This is a genomic window from Bifidobacterium sp. M0353, assembly GCF_016100645.1.
Classification (GTDB): Bacteria; Actinomycetota; Actinomycetes; order Actinomycetales; family Bifidobacteriaceae; genus Bombiscardovia; species Bombiscardovia choladohabitans.
Genome location: NZ_JACFSB010000001.1, coordinates 596904 through 621661 on the forward strand (window position 1 = coordinate 596904; position 24758 = coordinate 621661).

The following is a 24758-nucleotide window of genomic DNA, read 5'->3' on the forward strand; positions in this document are numbered from 1 at the left end:
CGTTGCCGTCGCTGCCCAGGGCCAGGGAATGAGAGCCTCCGGCGCTGACCTGCAGGTAGGTGAAGTCCGCTGGCAGGTCCGGGTATGTCTTCCGGTCGGGCTTCCTCACCATGACCGGCGCATGCCGCTCGCTTGTTGTCCCGTCGCCGAGCCGGCCATGGTCGTTTAATCCCCAGGCGTAAACGTTGCCGTCGCTGCCCAGGGCCAGGGAATGATCGCCTCCGGCGCTGACCTGCAGGTAGGTGAAATCCTTGGGCAGGTCCGGGTACGTCTTCCGGTCGGGCGTCTTCACCCTGACCGGCGCAGACTGGCTGTAGCTGGTTGTCCCGTTGCCGAGCTGGCCATTGCTGTTGTGTCCCCAGGCGTAGGCGTTCCCGTCGCTGCCCACGGCCAGGGAATGCCAGGTTCCGGCGCTGACCTGCAGGTAGGTGAAGTCCGCTGGCAGGTCCGGGTACGTCTTCCGGTCGGGCGTCTTCACCCTGACCGGCGCATGCCGCTCGGTGGTTGTCCCGTCGCCGAGCCGGCCATACTCGTTGTATCCCCAGGCGTAGGCGTTCCCGTCGCTGCCCACGGCCAGGGAATGAGAGTATCCGGCGCTGACCTGCAGGTACGTGAAATCCTCTGGCAGGTCCGGGTAGGTCTTGCGGTCGGGCGTCCTCACCATGACCGGCGCATGCTTGTCGTCTCTCGTCCCGTCGCCGAGCTGGCCATACTCGTTGTCTCCCCAGGCGTAGGCGTTCCCGTCGCTGCCCACCGCCAAGGAAAAACCATAGCCGCCGTTTGTTGATGCGCTGACCTGGCTGAACCTGATGTCTCGGCTGGCGTTGTCGGGCGGGGTGATGGTGGCGGGTTCCCTGCCCAGCTGGCTGCCCTTATCAGGGCTGATGCTCCACTTGGTGTTCCGGCCTGCGGGTGTCCAGTGGGCGGTCAGGGTCAGGTCCTTGTCGACGGGCCTGCTGAAATCGTAGGCGACCTGACCGGTGAACCATCCGTCGAACAGGAAGCCTTCCCGCACAGGGTCGGGGGAGGGGCGTTTCGCCCTCCCGTACGGGGCGGGGACAGTCTGGTCCGCTGGTTTCGGGCTTCCGCCGCCCGTGTCGAAGCGGACGGTAAATGCGGATCCTGGTTCCGCAGCTCGTGCCAGCGGCTGGTCGACCGTGTACGCAAGGCTCCTGGCGAAAGGCTGCCCGTCCTGCCTGCCAGTAATAAGCATGGCGGCCTGTCCCGGCTTGCGGGCAGGCATGTCCGCCTGCCAGGAGCCGTTGCTCCTGCTGAGCGTCAATGCGTGGCCGTCCAGGCTGGCTGATTCCAGGATGGGCGCTGTGGCGGTGCTGACTCTTGCTGGTTTGTCTGGGTTGTTTTGAGGGTTCATGCTCCATGTGAGCATGCCGCCCTGCCTGCTGATGGCGGCGATCCCGCCGCCGGTGCTTGCAGCCTGCACGTACTGCTGTCTCCCGTCGTCCGCACGCTTGGGGGTTTCGCCGGGCTTCCAGGCCCAGACAAGACCATTGGAATCAACCAACGCTGCTTGTGTAGCGTCACTGCTTATTGCTGCGACGGCAGAATGGTCGGGCACAATCAGCAATTCTGGCTGGGTTTGTCCGTTATCCAGATAACTGGTCTGGCCGGTTGAGTCCAGAAGCACAAAGCCATGATCCGTGGCTGATATCTGAACAATTCGGTGAGCAATCTTGACGAGTTGGATCTGAGCGGTATCAATGGCATCCGGCTTCCAAGTCCAGATTCTGCCCTTGCTGTCCATGGCGAGCAGGCGATCAGCATTGCCAGCCACCGTGATTGCTGGGGCCTGCTTGGGCAGACTTATGGCCTTTCCTGTCGGCTTCCCCATGCTGGTCCATGTGCGTATACGGCCATCCTGATTCACTGCTATGAGCTGGTCAGAAGCCATGGCAATGCTGGTGTACGTCGTGGAATCTGCGTCAAGCAAGGCAGGCGTATCCCCGCCTTTGCTCCAGGTGTAGATGCGGTGGTCCCTGCTCAAGGCCGCGAAGCCGTTATGGCCAACTATTCCAGTCATGAATCGCACGTCACCGCGTTCGCCCTGAGGTGACGGCACCTGAACAGACATTTCAGCCTTTGATGTCCAGATGTACAGGCGGCCATCGCCGGTCACGCCGATCAGCTTGTCGTCATGGGCTTCCAAGGTGCTGAACGAGGGTGAGTCCGCACTCGGGGGTGTGATGGTGATGCTGGTGCCGCCGGAAGCCGGACCATGGTCGGGGCTGAGCGCCCAATCAGTCACCTGGGTCCACTTGGCCTTCAAGGTGATGTCCCTGGTGATCGGGGTGCGGAAATCCATCATCGCGTCATGCTCGGACCAGCCGTCGAAACGGTAGCCGGCGTGCTTCGGATTATCGGCAGGAGGCGACGCCAAGGAGCCATCCGGCACAGTTACACGTTCCGCTTTGCTCCCATTGGCAGGATCGAATACGACCGTGTGAGAATCAGCAGCAGACTGGGTCCCAGCAGGTGAATAAGAGCTGGATGGCGAGATTCCCAAGGGTTGGGAAGAACCTCCTGGGGTTTGAACAGGCGAGGGAGAAATAGATGAAGTGGTCAGCGGCGAGGGGGAAGGCAGGCTTGTTGGTTGTAGATGGCTCAGGGAACCGTTATCTGCCTGAGCGGTATAGCGACCCCCCCCCCCCTGTTGACATCTGAGCCGGAGGCGAAGACGGTGCCGGTGGCCATGCCGGTCAGCAGCAGGGGTATCAGCACCAATGCTGACATGAGCGACCGCAGGCCAAACCTATGCGTACGAGAATCGGCAGACGTCGACGACGAAACCACAACAAACCTCCCCAAAGGATTCAAAACGCTTGGCTGACCCAGTCCCCCGCAAACATGGGCAGCGCATGAGCAAATCCTATCACGGGGCCATATGAGCGTCGAATCCCCCGGCAATTCACCCAGGCTCAGCTGGCAGCCACGCCGCCTACTGCGGGCAGGGTGCCGACCATGAGCATGATGGCCACGAAGATGGCCAGGCCGATCCGGTAGATGACGAATCCCCGGTAGGAGAAGCGCGAGACGATCTTCAAAAAGGCGATGATGACGATGTATCCCAGCAGGAAGCTGACCACGGTGGCGCAGATGGTAGCGCCCCAGCCGGGGAAAGCGGCGTCCGCATTGATGTTCTTCAAGGATTTGACCGTCTCGAGGATGCCGGCGCCGAAGACGGCGGGGATGGCCATGAGGAAGCTGACCCGGGTGGCGGACTCGCGGGTGTAGCCCAGGGCGCGGCCGAAGGTCATGGTGCCGCCCGAGCGGGAGACCCCGGGGATCAGGGCCAGCATCTGCCCGATGCCGAAGAGCAGGGCGTCCCGGGCGCTCATCTGGCGGATCTCCTTGTTCTGGCGGCCGTGGCGGTCGAAGTAGTCCAGCAGCAGGCCGAAGACGATCAGCACCACCACGGTGATCCAGAGGTTGCGCAGCTTGGTCTCGATGATCTTCTGGAAGAGCAGGCCCGCCACCACGATGGGCAGTGTTCCCAGAATGATGTACCAGCCCAGGGCCGCGTCATGGTCCTTGGAACCCATCCGCTCACGCCAGGAGGAGCCGTCCTTGCCGGCCAGGCAGCGGAACCAGTGGGTCAGTATGCGGGCAATGTCATGCCGGAAGTAAAGCAGGACCGCCAGCTCGGTGCCGAATTGGATGATGGCTGTGAAGGCCGCGCCCGGGTCCTGGCCCAGCAGACCGCCCACAATGCGGATATGGGCGCTGGATGAGACGGGGAAATACTCCGTCAGGGCCTGCACCAGGCCGAACAGAATGGCTTCGAAGAAATTCATGGACCCCTCTTGCTATGTCGGACAACAATGGCAAGCATAGCCACCGCGCAGGGCAGGCAGAGCCAAGGGCCGGGCATGTCTCGCAGAATGCCCACAATGGGTCTTGTCGGAATCGACGACTCGACGAATAGGGGTGTGGATCATCATGGCCAAGACCTACAGAAAATCCAGGGGCGGGGCCCCGGCGGGATTCTTCGAGTGCGAGGGGCGCGGGCTGCAATGGCTGGGCCAGGCCCAGGCGCAGGGCGGTCCCCGGGTGGTGGACGTCTACGACTGGGGCCCGGACTACCTGGACATCGAGGAGGTGACCTCCGCCGCCCCTACGCCCGGCGCGGCCTACCGCTTTGGCGCCCAGCTGGCCCACATGCATGATGCCGGGGCCGACCACTTCGGTTCCGCGCCCGAGGGCTACACGGGCACCTGCTACTTCGGACCCCTGCAGGATCCGCTGCCCATGGACGTGGGCGCCTGGGAAGACCCGGCCACCTACTGGGCCAAGGGGCGGCTGGAGCCCATGGTGGGCATGGCCATGGATCGGCGCGCCCTGAACCGCGATGACATGAAGATGACCGAAGAGGTGATCCAGGCCCTGCCGGAGCTGCTGGGCGCTGCCGCCAATGACAAGCCCGCCCGGGTCCACGGGGACCTCTGGAGCGGGAACGTCATGTGGACCAGGAACGACGGGAACACCGAGGCCGTCCTGATCGACCCTGCGGCCCACGGCGGCCACCGCGAGGAGGACCTGGCCATGCTGCAGCTGTTCGGCATCCCCTACCTGGGGCAGATTCTGGACGGCTACCAGAGCGTGCATCCCCTGGCGGCCGGCTACCAGAACCGGACCACGCTCTGGCAGCTCTACGCCATCGCCGGGCACTGCGCCTTCTTCGGAGGCGGCTATGTGAGCGAGTACCGGGACATGTGCAGGTCGCTGCTAGGCTGACTCAGCCGACTCAGCTGAAGATGTCCTTGAGCTTGCCGAAGATCCCCTTGCGGCCCCCGACTCCGGCAGGCTTGGCACTCTGCGGGACCTGCTTGGCTTCGGAGTCGTGGCTGTTGGCGAAGTCCTCAATCAGGCGGCGCTGATCGTCATCCAGCTTGGTGGGGATCTGGACCAGCACGTGGACGATGATGTCGCCGCGCTCCTCCCGGTTGCCCAGCCTGGTGACGCCCAGGCCCTTGATGGTGATCTCCTGGTCAGGCTGGCAGCCGGCGGGGATGTCCACCTGGCGCTGGCCGTCGAAGGTCTCCAGGTCGACCTGGTGGCCAAGCACGGCCCAGGTCATGGGCACGGCGATCCAGCAGTGCAGGTCCTGGCCGCTGCGGGTGTAGTGCTTGTCGGGCTTGATGGTGATGTCCACATACAGGTCGCCTGCGGCACCGCCGCCCTCGCCCACCTCGCCCTGGGAGGCCAGCCGCAGCCGGGAGCCGTCAGCCACCCCTGCGGGAACGTTGACTCCCACCTCGCGGCGGGTGGGCACACGGCCGTGGCCGTTGCAGACCGGGCAGGGGTGCTCGATGATGGTGCCGTGGCCCTCGCACCGCTCGCAGGGGGCCTGACTCATCATCTGCCCCAGCAGGGTCCGTACCACCTTCTGGGCATAGCCCTTGCCGTTGCAGACCGGGCAGGTCACCGGGGAGGTCCCCTTCTGGGCCCCCGAGCCGCCGCATTCCTGGCAGAGGCCGTAGGTGCTGATGGGGGCGCGTACCACGCCCCCGAAGATGGCGGTCTTCATGTCCACGGAGACCTGGGCCAGGGCGTCCCGGCCCGGCTGGGTGCGCGGAATGGGCCCCTGGGTGGTGCCTCCGAAGCCGCCGCCGAAGAACTGGTTGAAGACGTCACCCATGTCGAAGGGGCTGCCCCCCTGGGAGGCCTGGGGATCGTTGGGGTCCACGCCCGCGTCGTACATGCGCCGCTTCTCGGGGTCGGAGAGCACCTCGTAGGCGCTGTTGACCTCCTTGAACTTGTCTTCGTATTCAGGCCCGGCGATGTCCGGGTGGTACTTGCGGCTCATCTTGCGATAGGCGCGCTTGATGTCCTGATCGCTCGCGCCGCGCTCGACTCCCAAAACCTCGTAGTAATCTGCCACCGATCATCCTTTTCGTTTGATGCCCTCTCGACCCATAGTTGCATGGGCCCACGATACCTATGACTTATGTCCTTGCCCTGACGGTCACGGCTCCCCGTCGCCGGCCAGGAAACCGGTCAGATAGGAGGCCACGGCACGAACCGCGCTCATGGTCGCCGGATAGTCCATATGGGTCGGGCCGATGGAACCCACGAAGGCCACGGGCTCGTCCGCTTCGGAGCCGTCCGTCTGCCTGGACCGGGCATGCCCGTATCCGCTGGTCACCACCGAGGCGTGGGCCAGCTCCGGGGTCCGGGTCTCGGTGCCGATGGCCACGCTGACTCCGTTGCTTTCACGTGAGAGCTCGCTCTGGGCCCGCATGAGCCGCATGAGCACCACCTGCTCCTCCAGGGCGTCCAGCAGCGAGCCCAGGTCCCCCAGGGAGACGGCCTGGCTGTGGGTCAGCTGGGAGGTGCCGGCCATGTAGAGGCCGCTGGTCTGCTCCCGCGTGGCCATCTCGTCGAAGACCGTGGCCACCAGGCGCAGCATGGACTTGTCTCGGCCTTCGGTCAGGGAGTCGGCCAGCATGCGGCAGCGGTCGGCGGCGCGGTCCAGGGGCAGGTCCTGGCATTGTCTGTTGATCTTGTCGGACAGGTCCGCCAGGGCGTTCGGGTCCTCCTGCAGGGGCCCGTGCAGGGTGCGCTGGACCACCCGGCCGGTGTCGGTGATGACCACCATAAGCACGGTCCCCCGGCTCAGTCCTATAAGCTCGGCCCTGCGGAGGTTCGAGCTGGCCAGGGAGGGCGAGGCCACCACGGCGATCTGCCCGGTGATCTGGGCCAGAAGCCGGGCGGCGTGCTGCAGGGTGTCCTCCAGATTGACCGACCCGGACAGGAAGGCGTTGATCCCCCGGCGTTGTGCGGCGGACAGGGGCACGATGGTGGCCAGCCTGTCGACGAAGTAGCGGTAGCCCTTCTGGGTGGGGATGCGGCCGGCCGAGGTGTGGGGCTGGACCAGGTAGCCCTCGCTCTCCAGGGCCGCCATGTCGTTGCGCACGGTGGCGGAGCTGACTCCAAGCTGATGATTTCTGGTGAGCGAACCCGACCCTACCGGCTCGCGAGAACGAATATAGTCCTCGACGACCGCGCGCAGCACCAGCATGCGTCTGGTATTAGGCAATGTCGCTCCTTCCGTCATGGTTTCATTATTAGCACTCGGGCCATGAGAGTGCCAAAACGTCGTGCGAAGAGCCGAATTGTGTCGTCTCAAACCGATACGATGGAAACGCATTGTGAAGGTAATCGAACATTTTCGACACAAGTCGAACATGAAGACCTCTAGATTGGAAGGAAACAGCACCATATGGCAGATTTCACATGGTCCGAACTCGATGAGCGGGCTGTCAAAATGGCCAAGGTCCTCTCGGCCGACGCGGTCGAGAAGGCCGGAAGCGGCCATCCCGGCTCCCCTATTTCGCTGGCGCCCATCGCCTACGCGCTCTACCAGCACTTCATCCGGCACGACCCCAACGACCCCGACTGGGTTGGGCGCGATCGGTTCATTCTTTCCGGCGGCCACGCCTCGCTGACCCAGTATGTGCAGCTCTACTTCTCCGGGTACGGACTTACCCTGGACGATCTGAAGCGCTTCCGCACCGCCGGCACCAGGACCCCCGGCCACCCCGAGTACGGCCTGACCCCCGGCATCGAGATGACCACCGGCCCGCTGGGCCAGGGTCTGGCCTCGGCCGTGGGCTTCGCCTATGGACAGCGTTACGAGCGCGGTCTGCTGGATCCGGATGCACCCGAGGGGCAGTCCCCCTTCGACCATAAGGTCTGGGTCATCTGCGGCGAGGGCGACGTCGAGGAGGGCGTCTCCTCCGAGGCCAGCTCCCTGGCCGGCGACCAGCGCCTGGGCAACCTGACCGTCATCTTCGATGCCAACCACATCCAGATCGAGGGCGACACCCGCATCGCCCTGGGCGAGGACATCCTCAAGCGCTACCAGGCCTACGGCTGGTACACCGACGAGTTCAGCTTCATCCAGCCCGACGGCTCCTACAAGGAGGACGTCGAGGGCCTGGCTGCCGTCCTGGAGAAGGCCGAGCAGGTCACCGACCGGCCCAAGTTCATCAAGGTGGACACCCTGATGGCCTGGCCCACCCCCGGCAAAACCAACGATCCTTCAGCCCACGGCTCAGCCCTGGGCGCCGAGGCCGTCGCCGGCCTGAAGAAGACCCTGGGCTACGACCCTGAGCAGAGCTTCCAGATCGACGAGGAGGCCCTGGCCCACGCCCGCGAGGTCGCCCAGCGCGGTCTGGCCGCCCACAAGGACTGGGACGAGAAGTACCAGGCCTGGCGCAAGGCCAACCCCGACAAGGCTGCCCTCTACGACCGCATCCATGCCGGCAAGCTGCCAGAGGGCTTCGACAAGGCCCTGAACGACCTGGAGGCTGGCTTCGAGCCCGGCTCCAAGGTGGCCACCCGCAAGGCTTCCGGCGCAGTCATCAACGCCCTGGCCCCCATCATGCCCGAGCTCTGGGGCGGATCCGCCGATCTGGGCGGCTCCAACAACACCAACATCAACGGTGCTGTCTCCTTCGCCCCGGAGGCCGACAAGACCGTCCAGTGGCCCAAGGCCAGCAAGTACGGCCGTCAGCTGCACTTCGGCGTGCGCGAGTTCGGCATGGGCGCCATCACCAACGGCATCCTGCTGGGTTCGGACACCAGGCCCTACAACGGGACCTTCTTCCAGTTCAGCGACTATGAGCGCCCCTCGGTGCGTCTGGCCGCCCTGATGGACATCCCCAACCTGTATGTGTGGACCCACGACTCCGTGGCCCTGGGCGAGGATGGCCCCACCCACCAGCCCATCGAGCACCTGACCGCCGTGCGCGCCATCCCCCAGATGGAGGTTGTGCGCCCCGCCGATCAGTACGAGACCGCTGAGGCCTACCGCGCCTTCTTCGAGAAGGACAACACCCACCCCACGGCCATGATCCTGACCAGGCAGGGCGTACCCACCCTGGAGGAGACCAAGGCCAAGGCCCGCGAGGGCGTGCGCAAGGGCGCCTACGTGCTGGTCGACACCGAGGGCCAGCCGGATGTACTGATCATGGCCACCGGCTCCGAGGTGCAGCACGCTGTGTCCGCCTCCAAGACCCTGGCCGAGCAGGGCGTCAAGGCCCGCGTCATCTCCGTGCCCTCGCTGGAGTGGTTCGAGGAGCAGGACGACGACTACAAGGAAGCCGTTCTGCCCGCCTCCGTCAAGGCCCGCGTCTCCGTTGAGGCCGGACTGGCCACGCCCTGGTACAAGTACCTGGGCAGCTATGGCAAGCCCGTCTCCATCGAGCAGTTCGGCCTGCAGGGCAGCGGCGACGAGAACATGCGCGACCTGGGCATCACCGCCGATCATGTGGTCGAGGCAGCACAGGCCTCCCTGGAGGAAGTCCGTCGGGCCCGCTGAACCCGGCATCGTGATCAATCGGGGGCCGTCCGCGACGCCGGCCCCCTCCCTTGCAGGCACGCCCGAAACGCGGGTCTGCGGGAATACAGCAACAGACTTCCCGGTAGTGCATAGTGAATGTGATTCCATCGGGAACCCAAATAAGGAGTGACAAGATGGCAGAAAATGCAAACACCCAGCGCACCAGCGATTCAGGTGTCTCGATCTGGTTGGACGATCTGAGCCGCACCCGCATCGAGTCGGGCAATCTGCAGCAGCTGATCGCAGAGCGCAATGTGGTGGGCGTGACCACCAACCCCTCGATTTTCCAGAAGGCCCTGAGCCAGGTGGGTCCCTATGACGAACAGCTCAAGCAGCTGGGCCGCATCCCCGTCGAGGAGGCCGTCCGCGAGCTGACCACCACCGACGTGCGCAACGCCACCGACATCTTCCGCGAGGTTGCCGAGAAGACCGACTATGTGGATGGACGCGTTTCCATCGAGGTCGATCCTCGTCTGGCCCACAACACCGAAGAGACCGAGAAGCAGGCCGAAGAGCTTTGGAACAAGGTCGATCGTCCCAACGCCATGATCAAGATCCCCGCCACCCTGGAGGGCCTGCCTGCCATCACCGCCACCCTGGCCAAGGGCATCTCGGTCAACGTGACCCTGATCTTCTCCCTGGAGCGCTACAAGCAGGTCATCGATGCCTTCATCGAGGGCATGGTCCAGGCCGACAAGAACGGCCATGACCTGAAGCGCATGGGCTCGGTCGCCTCCTTCTTCGTCTCCCGCGTGGACACCGCGGTCGACAAGCTGCTGGAGGCCAACGGCTCTGACGAGGCCAAGTCCCTGGAGGGCAAGGCCGCTGTGGCCAACGCCCGCCTGGCCTACGAGCTCTTCGAGAAGGCCTTCGACAGCGATCCCCGCTGGGCCGACCTGGAAGCCAAGGGCGCCAAGCGTCAGCGTCCGCTCTGGGCCTCCACCGGCACCAAGAACGCCGCCTACTCCGACTGCAAGTACGTGGACGAGCTGGTGGCCCCTGACGTGGTCAACACCATGCCTGAGAAGACCCTGAACGCCCTGGCCGACCACGGCAACGGCGCTCCCTCGGTCAAGGGCACCTACGAGGAGAGCCACCAGGTGATGCAGAAGCTGGCTGACCTGGGCATCAGCATCAAGGACGTGACCGACAAGCTGGAGGCCGATGGCGTCGCCGCCTTCATCGACTCCTGGGATTCGGTCCTCGCCGACGTGCAGAAGGGCATCGACCGCGTCAACGGCTGAGCGCCTGACTGTCAGTCGCTGATTGACAGTCGCTGCCAATAAAGATTGTGCCCCCGTCCGGCTCAAACCGGACGGGGGCACAATTTGTATCAGTTACTCGGCCTTGGTCTCCTCGACCACCTGCTGCAGGGTGGCAATCAGGGCTGGGCTGTCGTTGGGCATGTTCAGCCTGGTCAGGGTGCCGCCGGCGGACTCGATGGCCTTGGCCAGCTCCATGTCCACGTCGTAGCAGATCTCCAGGTTGTCGGCGATGAAGCCGATGGAGGCGGAAACAATGGTCTTCATGCCGCTCTTGGTGATCAGATCCTTGGCCACGGTGACGAAATCAGGCCCGATCCAGGGCTCCTCGGTGCGGCCTGCCGACTGCCAGGCCAGTACGTACTGGTCCTCATTGAGACCGGCTGCCCGGGCCACGGCATTGGACAGACCGATGACCTCATCCTTGTAGGGGTCCCCTCCCTGGATGATGCGCAGGGGCAGGGAGTGGGCGCTGAAGATCACCTTGGTGTCCGGCCGGTCGGTCAGATCCTTCTTGGCCACCAGCTGGTCGCTCCAGAAGTGGATCAGCTCCTGGTGGTTCCACCAGGACCGGACCGGCAGGTATTCCATGCCCGGATGGGCCTCGATGGCCTTGCGGGCGCGGTTGTGGTAGTCCTCGCTGGAATAGGAGGAGTACTGCGGGGCCAGCGGCAGACCGATGACCCTGGTGATGCCATCGGCGGCAATCTGGTCGACCGCATCCTTGATGAAGGGGGCGATGTATTTCAGCCCCTCGTAGACCTTATAGGCGCCGGGATGGGCCTTGTCCAGCGCAGCCTGGAGACCGTCGCGCTGGGCCGTGGTGATCCTGGCCAGGGGCGAAGGCAGGCCGATGGCCTTGTAACGGCCGACCAGCTGGTCCATGAGCGGCTTGGGCGGCTCCTGCCCATGGCGGATGTTGGTGTAGTACCCCCTGATGTCGGACTCCTGGTAGGGGGTGCCGTACGCCATGAGGAGGACTGCTGTAGGTTCAGTCATTAGCAACTTCTTTCTGTGAAAATGGAATGCAGTATGTCAGGCCGATATTGACCAGGGCTATGACGATGACCACCAGGAACATGTTCCTGTAGGAGGCCAGCCCGGCCTGTCCGCCCACCTTGCCCAGCTCAATGGCTGAGGCGAAGAGCAGCGGGGCGATGGTGGTGCCGATCTTCTTGCAGGCCGACAGCCCGCCGATGGCCTGCATACGGTTCTCGGGCCCGGCCAGCCTTCCGGCGATGACTTGGAGCGGCGAGGACATCATGGAGCCCATGCCCACCCCCATAAGGAAGGACAGGACCATGAAGAGCTGCAGGTTGTGCAGGGTCAGGGTGATCACCAGGGCCATCAGGCCTATCAGCGACGACGAAAAGACCAGCGTGGTCCGGTAGCCGAACTTGTCGACCAGGAGACCGCCCAGCCAGGACCCGACCACGGAGCCGAGCCCGACGCCGACCATGACCATGCCGGCCGAGCGGACCGGGAGCCCGAAGACGGAGTGGACATAGGTCGGAATGTAGACGAAGAGGGAGAAGAACATGCCTCCCAGCGTTCCCAGCAGCAGGGTGAGCCCGTAGGAGGGCAGCTTCAGCAGGCGGATGGGCAGGAAGGGCATGGTTTCCTTTGAACCGCCCAGATTGCGCTCATGCACCAGGAAGACCGCGCCGGCCACCACTGTGACCAGGAGGCACCCGATGATCAGGGCCAGATAGGCGGTTCCGTACTGGAGGAAGGTGATCGCCACCATCAGCAGGGCCAGGGCGATGCTGAAGGAGCCCAGGCCCAGGTAGTCGGTCTTCCAGGCGCGGTCGGTCTTCGAGTCGCCCATCATGAACCAGGCCAGAACAAACAAAATGGCCAGGAAAGGCAGCATCATGAAGTAGTAGGCCCGCCATCCGTGGGTGATGCCCAGGAGCATGCCCGAAAGGACCGGGCTGACCATGGCGGAAAGGCCGGCGATGATGCCCACCGTGGAGACCTTCCTGCCCTGGTTGTTCCTGCGGGCGCGCTGCAGCAGGACGTTCATGGACAGGACCATGATGCCGCTGTCTCCCAAGGACTGGATGAACCGGCCCAGCAGCATGACCGCGTAGTTGGGCGAGACCGCCGTCATCAGACATCCAAGGAACCAGAAGGCCAGCTCCCAGAGGAAGACCTTCCTGGTCCCGTGGGCGTCGGAGAGGTTGGAGGTGATGGGGGTGCCCACCACCAGGCCCAGGGTGTAGAGTCCGACCACCCAGGAGGAGCCCATGGTGGTCAGGCCGAAGGTCCGTGTGATGGACGGCAGCATGGTCGGCACCGCTCCCCCATCCAGCTGGGTGATGAAGACGATGACCATGAAGAACCATATGGGCGTGGAAAGGATCGATCTTCTCTCTCTTGTCGACATGTGTTACTGTCCCAACTGGTCCGTGAGCAGCCTGTCGATGCGCTCGGGATCGGTCTGGGTGCCCACCAGGAAGTAGGGGAATTCGCCGTAGATGGAGCTGGCTTCGATGTAGCGCATCTCGGTGACGATCTTCTTGAATTGGACAGGGTCGTCGGCGAAGAGCGTGACGCCCCACTCATAGTCGTCCAGGCCGATGGAGCCCGTCAGGATGATGGAGACCTTGCCGGCATAGGAGCGACCGATCTTGCCATGGTCGTGCATGTAGGCCTTGCGCTGGTCGTAGGGCAGCGTGTACCAGTTGGCGCCGGGGACGCGGGTCTTCGACATGGGATAGAAGCAGATGTAGGGCTTGTCGGGCGTCTTGGGCTGCAGGCTGGCGTTGACGTAGGACCAACCACGGTCTGTTGTCGGTTCGCCCGAATAGAGGCCCACCTCGGTGACCGATACATAGGAGATGGTCGGCTCAAGATAATCGGAGATGCGCAGCTTCTCCAGGGAGGTCTCGACCTCCTGCAGTTGATCCAGGGTCTCCCTGAGGACCATCAGGCCCAGGTCGGCCTTCTGCCCGTTGACCTGGCACCAATAATGGCTTCCCTTGCCCTGGGACTGGACCTCGACCAGTTGTGCGGCCAGGGTCTTGAACCCATCCAGGCATTCCCGGCGCTCGTCCTGGGGCACCCGGCGCCACTTGCCCCAATCGATCTTCCAGAAGAGGTGGAGGCAGAACCAGCCCTCCAGGCTAGGTGCAGCTTGCTCAGCCATGAGCACATCCTTTCGCTTGCTTAGCTTGCACGACAACGTGTGATATGCCGCTAATTCGGCACACAATTACCCACTCTATCCGTCAGCCGGCTGAATCGCTGGATTATCCATGCATTGTGAATGACATATTGTGGTAATAGTCAAGGACTATGAGCATTGCACCAAAGTGGCCCGGATATGAAAGACCCCGGTCGATGCCGGGGTCAGGTATTTTAGATATTGGTTGCCGGAATCAGGCCAGCTTGTACTTGGCAATGAGGTCCAAGGCGATGATGATGGCCACCCAGATCAGGGCCACGATAATGGTCAGCCTGTTCAGGTTCTTCTCGGCTGCGCCCGAGGTACCGGCATTGGAACCGATTCCGCCACCGAACATATCGGACAGGCCGCCGCCCTTGCCCTTGTGCAACAGAATCAGCATGGTCAGCAATATGCTGGCGAGGATGACGACGACTTGAAGCACGATCTTGACAATGGTCACGGCACATACCTCCATGTAAGGAACTGGGAACAAGTATACATACACCCGTCGAAAAGCGCATCAGCCTTTGGCGGCCAGTCGCACAATACGTGCGAACTCCTCCACATCCAGGGAGGCGCCGCCCACCAGGAAGCCGTCCACGTCCGGCTGGGTGATCATCTGGGAGGCATTCTTGGAGGTGACCGAGCCGCCGTAGAGGATGCGTACCGCTTGGCCGGCAGACTCTCCGAACTTGCTTGAAATATGGTCGCGGATGGCCCGGGCGGCCTGCTGGGCGGTATCCGGGGTGGCCACCATGCCGGTGCCGATGGCCCAGACCGGTTCGTAGGCCACGATCAGGTTTTCCATGTCCTCCTTGGCCAGGTCTCGGGTGACGTCGTTGACCTGACCCACGGCGAAGTCCAGCTGGATGCCCTGGCGACGCTCCTCATAACTCTCTCCCACACAGAGGATGGGCTTCATGTCCGCAGCCAGGACGGCCCGGACCTGGTCGACGATGTTGGCGTCGTCCTCAGGATGGTACTTGCGCCGTTCGGAGTGGCCCACGATGACGTAGCTGCAGCCCAGCTGAGCCAGCATATCCGCGGACACATCCCCGGTGAAGGCCCCCTGGGCGGTGACGGAGACGGCTTGGGCCCCATACTCGATGGGCAGGTTGTCGGCCTCCACCAGCACCTGGACGGAACGCAGGGCGGTGAAGGCGGGCATCAGAGCCACCTGGCAGCGTCTGCGATCGAAGTGGGCGTCGCGCAGGAGCCAGGCCAGCTTCTGTACGAAATAGGTGGCTTCCAGGTGGTCGAAGTTCATCTTCCAATTGCCGGCCACCAGGGGAATGCGTGCCATACCAGACCTTTCCATCCGCGCAACAACAATGCCGGGCCGCCGGATGCGAAACCCGGTGACCCGGCATTGCACGTCTGTATGCCGATTTTACTCCAGCACCTTCAGGCCCGGAAGCTCCTTGCCCTCAAGGAACTCCAGAGAGGCGCCGCCGCCGGTGGAGATGTGCGAGAAGCCGTCCTCGGGGAAGCCCAGGTTGCGCACCGCCGAGGCGGAGTCGCCGCCGCCGACGATGGTGAAGGCTCCGGCCTTGGTGGCGTCGACCAGGCCCTGGGCCACAGCCCGGGTGCCATCGGCGAATGCCGGGAACTCGAAGACGCCCATGGGGCCGTTCCAGACCACGGTCTTGGAGTCCACGATCTTGTCGTGGAAGAGCTTCTGGGAGTCGGGACCGATGTCCAGACCCATCTTGTCTGCGGGGATGCCGTCGGCAGGAACCACCTGGTGGGGCGAATCCGCCTTGAACTCGTCAGCCACCACGATGTCGGTGGGCAGGACCAGCTCCACGCCCTTCTCGCGGGCGGTCGCCATGTAGCCCTTGACGGTGTCGACCTGATCCTCCTCCAGCAAGGAGGAGCCGACCTCATAGCCCTCGGCCTTGAGGAAGGTGAAGACCATGCCGCCGCCGATGACCAGCCGGTCGGCCTTGCTGAGCAGGTTCTCGATGACGCCCAGCTTGTCGGAGACCTTTGAACCGCCCAGGACAACGGTGAAGGGCCGTTCGGGGTTCTCGGTCGCCTTGGACAGGGCCTTGACCTCCTTCTCGACCAGCAGACCGGCTGCGGAGGGCAGGAACTTGGCCACGGAGTAGTTGGAGCCCTGGGCGCGGTGGACCACGCCGAAACCGTCGGAGACGAAGACATCGCCCAGGTCAGCGATCTTGCGGGCGTAGGCATCACGCTCGGCCTCGTCCTTGCTGGTCTCCTCGGGGTTGTAGCGCACGTTCTGCAGCAGGACCACGTCGCCGTCGTTCATGGCGGCCACCTTGGCATGGGCATCGGGACCATAGGTGTCCTCGGCCAGAGGAACCTGCACGCCCATCAGCTCGCCCAGGCGGGCGGCCACGGGGGCCAGGCTCAGCTCGGGAACGACCTTGCCCTTGGGGCGACCCAGGTGGGCCATGAGGATGACCTTGGCGCCCTGGCCACGAAGCTGCTCGATGGTTGGCAAGGCGGCGCGGATGCGGCCGTCGTCCGTGATGGTGGTGCCGTCCAGCGGCACATTGAAGTCCGCGCGGACGAGCACGCGCTTGCCCTTGAGATCACCGAGGCTCTTCAGTGTTTTCATGCGTATCCTTTCTGACTGCGGGTCCATGCGCCCGCTCCCCTGCCATGGTACTCAGGCAGACCGACCTGTGTGAGCTATCTCACTCTTGTTTGGCCTCTTCCTCGGCCTTCTTCTTCTCGACCTTGGTGGCCAGCTGCAGCAGACGGCGAATGCGTCCGGCGATGGCGTCCTTGGTGACCGGCGGATCTGCCAGGCGACCCAGCTCTTCAAGGGAGGCTTCACGGTGGTCCAGACGAAGCTGGCCGGCCGCACGCAGGTTCTCGGGGATGTCGTCGCCCAGAATTTCGAAGGCCTTGGTGACCTTGGCGCTGGCCTCGACGGCTGCCTTGGCCGACCGGCGCATGTTGGCATCGTCGAAGTTTGCCAGGCGGTTGGCCTTGCCGCGGGACTCGCCATCGCTGCGCTTACCTGTCCACTCCCTGGAGGATTTGGGGGCGCCCATCAGATTGAGCATGCGTTCGATCACATCCGGGTCACGCAAGGTGACGCGCTCGGAGCTACGCACCTGGCGGGCCTTGGCATTGATGCCCAGACGGCGGGCGGCGCCTACCAGGGCCAGGGCGGCTTCGGATCCGGGGCAGACGATCTCCAGGTAGGAGGCCTTGCCTGGGTCGGACAGCTCGCCGTGGGCCAGGAAGGCCCCTCTCCAGGCGGCCTTGACCTGGGCGATGTTGCCGGAGACGATGTCGGCGGGAAGACCACGAACCGGATGCTTGCGGCGGTCCAGCAGACCGGTCTGCAGGGCCAGGGCACCGCCCGCCCGCAGCACGCGGACCGAGTAGCGGGTCAGGTTGCCGGTGGGGGCCTGACGATTGACCTGGATCAGATCGGAATCATGTCCGTAGACGTCCCTGATGGTGTTCTGCAACCACTGCGCTGCCGGCAGGGAATCGAATTGCGCTTCCACCACGATGTGACGCTGAATGATGTGCAGACCGCCGCCGAAGCGGATCATCGCCGCCGATTGTGCTTTCTTGGCAGAGGGGGGTTCGTTGTCAATCGCGGCCAGCTCGCTTTTGACATCATCAAGTAGGGCCAAGAGCCGTCCTCCTACGAAAAAATACTGAAAAATGAATACTTCCAGGCCGCGCGACACACCTGCCGTGCAAACCACCGGATTACTGTGATACCGAATATCTTGGACAAATTGCGCCTTTGGCTATCCGCGGGAACGGTGCGGCAGCTCGCGGGCCGAGACGGTCACCTCCATTCCCCGGGACCGCAGACGGGCGGCCAGAGCGTCGGCCATGGCCACCGAGCGGTGCTGTCCGCCAGTGCAGCCAAAGGCGATGGTCACATAGTGCTTGTCTTCGCGTGCATAGCCGCTGAGCGCGGTCAGAATGGCCCTGGTATAGGCATCAAGGAACTCCTTGGCACCCTTGCTGGCCATCACATAGTCACGGACCGGGCCGTCGTGGCCGTTCAGGTCGCGCAGCTCGGGGACCCAGTAGGGGTTGGGCAGGAAGCGTACATCGGCCACGAAGTCGGCATCGATGGGCAGGCCGTACTTGAACCCGAAGCTCATGATGTGCACGCCCACGGTGGTTGGGCCGGAGCCCAGGACCATTTCGTACAGGCGGGTGGAGAGCTGATGGATGCTCAGGTTGGAGGTGTCGATGACCATGTCGGCACGCTCCTTGAGCCCGGCCAGCAGGCGGCGCTCCTCCCGGATGCCGTCGATCAGGCGGCCCGAGCCCTGCAGGGGGTGGGGACGGCGGACGGACTCATAGCGCTTGACCAGCACCTGGTCGGAGGCATCCAGAAAGAGGATGCGGCAGCGCACGCCCAGGTCGTCCAGGTGGCTGAGCACGGCCGACAGGTCGTCGAAGTAGGAGCGGGAACGGACGTCGATGACGGCGGCCAGGCGGTGCAGGGAGCTCCCTGCCGAGGTCATCATGTCGACCAGGGGCACCAGCAGGCGCGGGGGCATGTTGTCGACCACATACCAGCCCATGTCCTCCATGGAGTCGGCGGCGCGGGAGCGGCCTGCGCCGGACATGCCCGTGATCAGCAGCACCTCGAAGCCTGCGAAGGGCGGTTTTTCCGTCGTCATCGTCATGCCTCCCTCAAGGCTTGGTCCATCGCGGCCACCGGAACAGCGGCCAGGGGTCGGTCGGTCATCAGCGCCACCTGACGCACGGCTTGATAGAGCAGCATCCGTTCACCACTGATGGCCCGGGCGCCCGGCCGGCGGCAGAAGGCCTTCATGAGCGGGGTGGGCCGGGGGTCATAGACCACATCCAGCAGGACCGGGCCCATGCGACCGTCGTCATCAGCCGTATTGAGCAGATCGGCCAGGGGGTCGGCTGCACCCGAAGGCAGGGTGGAGACGACAGTCCGGGCCCCGATCAAGGCCTTTTCGGCTGCCTCGACCTGATCCATGGCGGTGACGGTGGGCTCAGGCAGGTCCAGCCGGGAGGCGAGATCCAGCATGTGGTCGCAGTGCTTTGGGTTGCGGGCCAGCAGGTCCACACGTTCGATCCCCAGCACCTTCAAGGCACAGAAGGCGGACTCGGCTGTGTTCCCGTTGCCGATGACCAGGGCCCGCGCTCCCCCATACGGTTGGTCGGGAAGCTGGTCCTGTCGCCCCTGACCGGCTGCCTCCAGCAGGGCGGCCAGATCATCAGGGTTTTCATCGACCCGGCAGCGGTCGGCTGCCTCCAGCAGGGCGGCAACAATCCCCTCCACATCGGTGTTGTACAGGGACAGCCCATTGGCGGGGCCGCCCTGCCCAAAGACTGCGGTGTTGGCTACGCCCAGGGTCCTGGACCAGTGGTCGCTAAAACCACCCAAGGGGCCGACAGCGCTCTTCAAGGGCATGGTCAGGCTGAGACCGGACCAGGAGGGGTCCAGGCCATGGATAAAGTCCGGCAGGCCGTCAGCGTCCATGCGCACACGGTCGTAGCGCCAGCCGTCCAGGCCCAGTGCTGCATAGGCTGAGCGATGCAGGAGGGGCGAAAGGGAATGGCTGATGGGGTCGCCCAGGACGGCACAACGACGATCAGGCCCATTCATATCTGCAATCACGCACCAATCAAGATCAGGGCATGGCCCTTTGCCAGCCTCCCGAGCCATTTTATCGCTGGCTGTCCCCGGCCTGATCCTGGCCGCTGTGCAGGGCCTGGTAGATGGCCTCGGCCTTGGCGGAGCCGATGCCCTTGACGGCCTCCAACTCCTCCTGGGTGGCCTGGCGCATGCGCTTGACCGAACCGAAGTGATTGAGAAGCTTCTTCTGATAGGTGGGGCCGATGCCCGGAATCTCGTCCAGGGCCGACCGGAGAGCACCCTTGCGCCGGGTCTGCCGGTGGTAGGTGATGGCGAACCGGTGGGACTCGTCGCGCACACGCTGCAGCAGGTACATGCCCTCGGACTGGCGTTTGAGGATGATGGGATAGTCGTCGTCAGGCACCCAGACCTCCTCCAGGCGCTTGGCCAGCCCGCACAGGGCCACATCGTCCACCCCGCAGTCGTGCAGGGCCCGGGCAGCGGCGGTCACCTGGGGTTTGCCGCCGTCGACCACGACCAGGTTGGGCTTGTAGGCGAAGTGGCGGGCCGCGGTGTTCTGCTGGACGATGGCACCCTCCTCCTGCTCCACCAGTTCGGGTGCCTTGTCGCTGGCCTTTCGCTCGGCCTCCAGGCTGTCGCCGCTGTCACCCGCAATGTTGCCGTGGCGGAAGCGCCTGGTCAGGGTCTCGTAGATGGCGCTCATATCGTCCACAGCGCCCTTGCCGTCCTCGCCGCGGATGGCGAATCGACGGTATTCGGACTTCTTGGGGACAGCGTCCTCGAAGACCACCATGGAGGCCACCTGGAACTGGCCGCCCACGGTGTTGGAAATGTCGTAGCACTCGATGCGCAGCGGGGCGCGGTCCAGTCCAAGGGCCTTGGCCACATCGTTCATGGCCTGGGTGCGGGTGCCCATGTCGCTCATGCGGCTGAGCTTGCTGCGCTGCAGGGCCTGGCGGGCGTTGGCATTGGCCCGGTCCATCAGGGACTTCTTCTCCCCCCGGCTGGCCACTCTGATGGTCACCGAGGACCCGCGCAGCTCCCGCAGCCACTCCTGCAGGTCGCCGGTCCGGTCGGGCTGGATGGGGACAATGACCTCCGGGGGCACCGGCGAGATGGGGGCCAGCAGGTCAGCACGTCCGGTCTGGTCCTGATGGCGATGCCGGCTCCTGGTGGCCTTGGCCCGCGCTTCGGCATCCAGGGCCGTGACCTTCTGGGTGGAACCCATGGCGTCCCTGTCCTGGCTGATGGAGACAGGGATGTCGGAATTCTCTGGAAGCTTGTGTAGCTCGCTGTCATTCTCATTCATAAGATCCGAGTAGACCTGCACCAACAGGTCGCTGATCAGCTCGCTGTCGGAGACGTCCTCGACCCGCTCCACGCTCCAGTTGCGTTCGCCGCGGATGGCTCCCGAGCGCACGAAGAAGGCATGGACCGAGGCCTCCAGTTCGTCCGAGGCCACACCGAAGACGTCCACATCCACGTTGGAGGCGAAGGCCACGGCATTCTGCTCGATGACCGTGTCCAACATGGCGATCTGGTCGCGCAGGCGGGCGGCCTTCTCGAAGTCCAGCTCCTTGCTGGCCTTCTGCATGCTCCTGGTGAGCCCGGCCCGGTAACTTTTGCCCAGCCTGCCGGTGATGACCCCGGTCAGCTCCGTGCACAGACGCCGGTGGTCGCTGGCGCTGATCCGGCCCACACAGGGTGCCGAGCACTTGCCGATGGAGGCCAGCAGGCAGGGGCGGCCGCTGAGCTTTGCCTTGCGGAAGACGCCGGGGGTGCAGGTGCGCACCGGGTAGGTCTTGAGCAGGGCGTCCAGGGTGTGCTTCATGTCCCAGACCTTGGCGTAGGGGCCGAAGTAGCGGGTGTCGTGCCGCTTGCGCACGCGAGTCATCCATACCCTGGGGAACTCCTCCCCCACGGAGACGGCCAGGTAGGGGTAGGTCTTGTCGTCGCGCAGCTTGACGTTGAAGCGGGGATCGAACTCCTTGATCCAGGTGTATTCCAGGGTCAGGGACTCCAGGTCGGTGCCCACCACGGTCCACTCCAGGCTCCGGGCCGTCAGCACCATGGTCTGGGTGCGCGGATGCAGGTTCTCCAATGGCTGGAAGTAGTTGGTCAGACGGTTGCGCAGGTTCTTGGCCTTGCCCACGTAGATGACCCGGCCGTCGCCGTCCCGCCACTTGTAGACCCCAGGCTGGGCGGGGATGTCCGAAGTCTTGGGGCGGAAGAGGTCACGGCTGTCTCCCAGCAGGGGCGCGCCGTTCTTGTTGACGCCCGTCGTGGTGCCGGTGGCGGACTCCTCCTCCAGAGCCTGGGCGGTGCGTCGCCATACCTGCGGCGTGTGCCGCTCGAAGCAGCTGCGGGTCATGATCGAGTGGCCCTGGCTACCTTGGCGGGATCCAGCATGGGCTTCAGATACTTGCCGGTCCAGCTGTCCGGATTGGCGGCCACCTGCTCGGGAGTGCCCTGGGCCACCACGGTGCCGCCGCCGTCGCCGCCCTCGGGGCCCAGGTCGATGATCCAGTCGGCGGTCTTGATCACGTCCAGGTTGTGTTCGATGACGATGACCGTGTTGCCTTTGTCGACCAGACCGTGAAGAACCTTGAGCAGCTTGCGCACATCCTCGAAGTGCAGGCCCGTGGTGGGCTCGTCCAGGATGTAGACGGTCTTGCCGTCGGAGCGCCGCTGTAGTTCGGTGGCCAGCTTGACCCGCTGTGACTCGCCTCCGGACAGGGTGGGCGCCGGCTGGCCCAGGCGGATGTAGCCCAGGCCCACGTCAACGAGAGTGTCCAGATAGCGGGCGATGGAGGGATAGGCCTTGAAGAAGTGGGCGGCCTCCTCGATGGGCATATCCAACACGTCCGAGACGGTCTTGCCGTTGTAGGTGACCTCCAGGGTCTCCCTGTTGTAGCGCTTGCCGTGGCAGGTCTCGCACTGCACGTAGACGTCGGGCAGGAAGTTCATCTCGATCTTGATGGTTCCGTCACCGTGGCAGGTCTCGCAGCGGCCGCCCTTGACGTTGAAGGAGAAGCGGCCCGGACCATAGCCGCGCACCTGGGCCTCGGGGGTCTTGGCGAAGAGCTGGCGGATCTTGTCCCAGACGCCGGTGTAGGTGGCCGGGTTGGAGCGCGGGGTGCGGCCGATGGGGTTCTGGTCCACGTGGATGACCTTGCGCACCTGGTCCACACCCTCCACCCGGGTGTGCTTGCCGGGCACGATGCGAGCGTTGTTGAGCTGGTCGGCCAGGACCGGATAGAGGATGGAGTTGACCAGGGTGGACTTGCCGGAGCCGGAGACGCCGGTGACCAGGGTCATGACCCCCAGCGGGAAGGAGACCTTGAGGTTCTTCAGGTTGTTCTCGCGAGCCCCCACCACGATCAGCTGCCGGGTCTTGCTGGTCCTGCGGCGGCGCTTGGGCACCTCGATGGAACGGCGACCGGCGATGTAGTCGGCGGTAATTGAGCGGGAGGCCTTGACCAGGTCCTGCGAGCGCCCGGAGAAGATGACCTCCCCGCCATGCTCGCCGGCCCCCGGGCCGATGTCGACCAGCCAGTCGGCCTGGCGGATGGTGTCCTCGTCGTGCTCGACCACAATCAGGGTGTTGCCCAGGTCGCGCAGACGCTGCAGGGTCTTGATCAGCCGGTCGTTGTCCCGCTGGTGCAGGCCGATGGAGGGCTCGTCCAGCACGTACATGACGCCCACCAACCCGGAACCAATCTGGGTGGCCAGGCGGATGCGCTGGGCCTCGCCGCCGGAGAGGGTGGCCGCCGCCCGGGACAGGGTCAGATAGTTCAGGCCCACGTCGTTGAGGAAGCGCAGACGGGAGCGGATCTCCTTGAGGACCTCCCCGGCGATCTTGGCCTGTGCGCCCTCCATGTGCAGGCCCTCGATCCACTTCAGGCTGGCGGACACGGCCATGTCGCAGACCTGGGCGATGGACAGGCCGTCCACGGTCACGGCCAGGACCTCGGGCTTCAGGCGCTTGCCCTGGCAGACCTGGCAGGGCACCTCGCGCATATAGGACTCGTAATACTGCTTCATGGGCTGCGAGTCGGTCTCGTCGTGGCGGCGCATCAGGGTGCGGACCACGCCCTCGAACCCGGTGGTGTACTCGCGCAGGCGGCCCCAGCGGTTCCGGTAGGAGACGTCCACCTTGAAGTCGTGCCCGTACATGACGGCATGGCGGACCTCCTCCGGCAGATCCTTCCAGGGGGTCGAGGTGGAGAAGCCCATCTCCTTGGCCAGGCCGTCCAGCAGATGGCCGTAGAAGCGCTGCTGGCTCTTGGTGCCGCTCCAGGGCTCCACGGCCCCGTCCTTGAGGCTCTTCTCCGGGTCGGGCACCACCAGCTCGGGGTCGATCTCCAGGTTGAATCCCAGCCCGGTGCAGGCCGGGCAGGCCCCGTAGGGGGCGTTGAAGGAGAAGGTTCTGGGCTCAATCTCGTCCAGCTCCAGCTCGTGGCCGTTGGGGCAGGACCGCTTCTCGGAGAAGGGCTGGCGGCGCTCGGGGTCCTTGGCGTTTAGATCCACGAAGTCAGCAACTACAGTCCCCTTGGCCAGTCGCAGGGCGGTTTCCACGGAGTCGGTCAGCCGCTGGCGCATGCCCTCGCGGATGACCAGCCGGTCCACCACCACCTCGATGGTGTGCTTCTTCTGCTTGGTCAGCTTGATGGAGTCGGACAGCTGGTGCATGTCCCCGTCGATGATGGCCCGGGAGTAGCCGTCGGAGCGCAGGAGCTCAAGGGTCTCCACGAACTCGCCCTTGCGGCCCTTGACGATGGGGGCCAGCAGCTGGAAGCGGGTCCCCTCCGGCCTGGACATGAGGGTGTCGACGATCTGCTGCGGCGACTGGGCGCGCACCTCGGCCCCGCAGACCGGGCAGTGGGGGATGCCTGTCCTGGCGAAGAGCAGACGCAGGTAGTCGTAGACCTCGGTGATGGTGCCCACGGTGGAACGGGGGTTGCGGTTGGTGGTCTTCTGATCGATGGAGACGGCAGGGCTCAGGCCCTCGATGAAGTCCACGTCGGGCTTGTCCATCTGGCCCAGGAACTGGCGGGCATAGGCGGAGAGGGACTCCACGTAGCGGCGCTGGCCCTCGGCGAAGAGGGTGTCGAAGGCCAGGGAGGACTTGCCGGAGCCCGACAAGCCGGTGAAGACCACCATCCGGTTGCGGGGTATGGACAGGTTGACGTTCTTGAGGTTGTGGGCCCGGGCGCCTTGGATGACGATCTTGCGGTCGTTGGGCACCATGGACAGGTCCGCCACCAGGGACCCCTTGGATTCGATCATGCGCGGGTTTTCGATGGCCGCGTCCACTGTCGACTTAGGCTTGTTCTGCTGCTTCACGTGCTTCCCATCCGCTTCCCTGAA

19 protein-coding genes are annotated in these 24758 nt (G+C 64.5%); 3 read left to right on the forward strand and 16 right to left on the reverse strand.

Annotation, left to right across the window (positions count from 1 at the left end):
• The 3 genes from H3V04_RS02365 to H3V04_RS02370 form a co-directional block, all read right to left on the reverse strand.
• Positions 1-2410: InlB B-repeat-containing protein (locus H3V04_RS02365; RefSeq protein ID WP_373564679.1), on the reverse strand; the 2410-nt coding region annotated here is incomplete at its 3' end.
• Positions 2411-2619: 209 nt separating this feature from the next.
• Complete coding sequence (locus H3V04_RS10395) at positions 2620-2748, reverse strand: hypothetical protein (RefSeq protein ID WP_269748755.1); 129 nt, start codon at positions 2746-2748, stop codon at positions 2620-2622.
• 185 nt (positions 2749-2933) lie between these two features.
• Positions 2934-3809, reverse strand: a complete 876-nt coding sequence (locus H3V04_RS02370) for an undecaprenyl-diphosphate phosphatase (protein ID WP_198187078.1) — start codon at positions 3807-3809, stop codon at positions 2934-2936.
• Positions 3810-3954: 145 nt separating this feature from the next.
• Between H3V04_RS02370 and H3V04_RS02375 the strand changes: the two genes are divergently transcribed.
• Positions 3955-4749 carry a fructosamine kinase family protein gene (locus H3V04_RS02375; RefSeq protein WP_198187079.1) on the forward strand — a complete coding sequence of 265 codons (795 nt, stop codon included), beginning with the start codon at positions 3955-3957 and terminating at the stop codon, positions 4747-4749.
• A gap of 10 nt (positions 4750-4759) precedes the next feature.
• Here H3V04_RS02375 and dnaJ read toward each other — a convergent pair whose 3' ends face one another.
• Together dnaJ and hrcA are read right to left on the reverse strand one after the other, a co-directional pair.
• On the reverse strand, positions 4760-5896 hold the full coding sequence (gene dnaJ, locus H3V04_RS02380) for a molecular chaperone DnaJ (protein ID WP_198177784.1): 1137 nt from the start codon (positions 5894-5896) through the stop codon (positions 4760-4762).
• A gap of 84 nt (positions 5897-5980) precedes the next feature.
• Positions 5981-7054, reverse strand: a complete 1074-nt coding sequence (hrcA, locus tag H3V04_RS02385) for a heat-inducible transcriptional repressor HrcA (protein WP_144085722.1) — start codon at positions 7052-7054, stop codon at positions 5981-5983.
• A 183-nt stretch (positions 7055-7237) separates the two neighbouring features.
• Between hrcA and tkt the strand changes: the two genes are divergently transcribed.
• Positions 7238-9340 (forward strand): transketolase, encoded by a 2103-nt coding sequence (gene tkt, locus H3V04_RS02390; protein ID WP_198187080.1) that lies wholly within the window; start codon positions 7238-7240, stop codon positions 9338-9340.
• 155 nt (positions 9341-9495) lie between these two features.
• A complete protein-coding gene (tal, locus tag H3V04_RS02395; protein WP_198179656.1) occupies positions 9496-10605 on the forward strand; it encodes a transaldolase in 1110 nt (369 codons plus the stop codon).
• A 93-nt stretch (positions 10606-10698) separates the two neighbouring features.
• Here tal and hemH read toward each other — a convergent pair whose 3' ends face one another.
• The 11 genes from hemH to uvrA all read right to left on the reverse strand — a co-directional run bounded on the left by hemH (position 10699) and on the right by uvrA (position 24677).
• Positions 10699-11622, reverse strand: a complete 924-nt coding sequence (gene hemH / locus H3V04_RS02400; RefSeq protein ID WP_198187081.1) for a ferrochelatase — start codon at positions 11620-11622, stop codon at positions 10699-10701.
• Positions 11615-13012, reverse strand: coding sequence for an MFS transporter (locus H3V04_RS02405; RefSeq protein WP_198187082.1), 1398 nt, complete (start codon positions 13010-13012; stop codon positions 11615-11617). The genes hemH and H3V04_RS02405 overlap by 8 nt, the downstream gene beginning before the upstream one ends.
• Before the next feature lie 3 nt (positions 13013-13015).
• A complete protein-coding gene (gene hemQ / locus H3V04_RS02410; protein ID WP_198187083.1) occupies positions 13016-13774 on the reverse strand; it encodes a hydrogen peroxide-dependent heme synthase in 759 nt (252 codons plus the stop codon).
• 232 nt (positions 13775-14006) lie between these two features.
• Complete coding sequence (secG, locus tag H3V04_RS02415) at positions 14007-14255, reverse strand: preprotein translocase subunit SecG (RefSeq protein WP_198177778.1); 249 nt, start codon at positions 14253-14255, stop codon at positions 14007-14009.
• Between the two features lie 60 nt (positions 14256-14315).
• A complete protein-coding gene (tpiA, locus tag H3V04_RS02420; RefSeq protein WP_198177777.1) occupies positions 14316-15098 on the reverse strand; it encodes a triose-phosphate isomerase in 783 nt (260 codons plus the stop codon).
• An 87-nt stretch (positions 15099-15185) separates the two neighbouring features.
• Positions 15186-16382 carry a phosphoglycerate kinase gene (gene pgk / locus H3V04_RS02425; RefSeq protein WP_198187084.1) on the reverse strand — a complete coding sequence of 399 codons (1197 nt, stop codon included), beginning with the start codon at positions 16380-16382 and terminating at the stop codon, positions 15186-15188.
• Between the two features lie 79 nt (positions 16383-16461).
• On the reverse strand, positions 16462-17421 hold the full coding sequence (whiA, locus tag H3V04_RS02430; RefSeq protein ID WP_198177776.1) for a DNA-binding protein WhiA: 960 nt from the start codon (positions 17419-17421) through the stop codon (positions 16462-16464).
• Between the two features lie 120 nt (positions 17422-17541).
• Positions 17542-18435: an RNase adapter RapZ gene (gene rapZ, locus H3V04_RS02435; RefSeq protein ID WP_198187085.1), complete on the reverse strand. Its 894-nt coding sequence runs from the start codon at positions 18433-18435 to the stop codon at positions 17542-17544.
• Positions 18436-18437: 2 nt separating this feature from the next.
• On the reverse strand, positions 18438-19397 hold the full coding sequence (locus H3V04_RS02440; RefSeq protein ID WP_198187086.1) for a shikimate dehydrogenase: 960 nt from the start codon (positions 19395-19397) through the stop codon (positions 18438-18440).
• A gap of 61 nt (positions 19398-19458) precedes the next feature.
• The gene (gene uvrC / locus H3V04_RS02445; RefSeq protein WP_198187087.1) at positions 19459-21759 is read right to left on the reverse strand and encodes an excinuclease ABC subunit UvrC; all 2301 of its coding nucleotides are present in this window, start codon (positions 21757-21759) and stop codon (positions 19459-19461) included.
• A complete protein-coding gene (gene uvrA, locus H3V04_RS02450) occupies positions 21756-24677 on the reverse strand; it encodes an excinuclease ABC subunit UvrA (protein ID WP_198187495.1) in 2922 nt (973 codons plus the stop codon). Before uvrA ends, uvrC begins: the two co-directional genes overlap by 4 nt.
• Positions 24678-24758: the final 81 nt, after the last annotated feature.

Excerpts from the sequence above, each read along its gene's own strand:
- H3V04_RS10395 (WP_269748755.1), bottom strand. The coding sequence starts at position 2,748 with ATGTCAGCATTGGTGCTGATACCCCTGCTGCTGACCGGCATGGCCACC.
- H3V04_RS02370 (WP_198187078.1), bottom strand. The coding sequence starts at position 3,809 with ATGAATTTCTTCGAAGCCATTCTGTTCGGCCTGGTGCAGGCCCTGACG.
- H3V04_RS02375 (WP_198187079.1), top strand. The coding sequence starts at position 3,955 with ATGGCCAAGACCTACAGAAAATCCAGGGGCGGGGCCCCGGCGGGATTC.
- tkt (WP_198187080.1), top strand. The coding sequence starts at position 7,238 with ATGGCAGATTTCACATGGTCCGAACTCGATGAGCGGGCTGTCAAAATG.
- tal (WP_198179656.1), top strand. The coding sequence starts at position 9,496 with ATGGCAGAAAATGCAAACACCCAGCGCACCAGCGATTCAGGTGTCTCG.
- hemH (WP_198187081.1), bottom strand. The coding sequence starts at position 11,622 with ATGACTGAACCTACAGCAGTCCTCCTCATGGCGTACGGCACCCCCTAC.
- H3V04_RS02405 (WP_198187082.1), bottom strand. The coding sequence starts at position 13,012 with ATGTCGACAAGAGAGAGAAGATCGATCCTTTCCACGCCCATATGGTTC.
- hemQ (WP_198187083.1), bottom strand. The coding sequence starts at position 13,774 with ATGGCTGAGCAAGCTGCACCTAGCCTGGAGGGCTGGTTCTGCCTCCAC.
- tpiA (WP_198177777.1), bottom strand. The coding sequence starts at position 15,098 with ATGGCACGCATTCCCCTGGTGGCCGGCAATTGGAAGATGAACTTCGAC.
- pgk (WP_198187084.1), bottom strand. The coding sequence starts at position 16,382 with ATGAAAACACTGAAGAGCCTCGGTGATCTCAAGGGCAAGCGCGTGCTC.
- rapZ (WP_198187085.1), bottom strand. The coding sequence starts at position 18,435 with ATGACGACGGAAAAACCGCCCTTCGCAGGCTTCGAGGTGCTGCTGATC.
- H3V04_RS02440 (WP_198187086.1), bottom strand. The coding sequence starts at position 19,397 with ATGAATGGGCCTGATCGTCGTTGTGCCGTCCTGGGCGACCCCATCAGC.
- uvrC (WP_198187087.1), bottom strand. The coding sequence starts at position 21,759 with ATGACCCGCAGCTGCTTCGAGCGGCACACGCCGCAGGTATGGCGACGC.
- uvrA (WP_198187495.1), bottom strand. The coding sequence starts at position 24,677 with ATGATCGAATCCAAGGGGTCCCTGGTGGCGGACCTGTCCATGGTGCCC.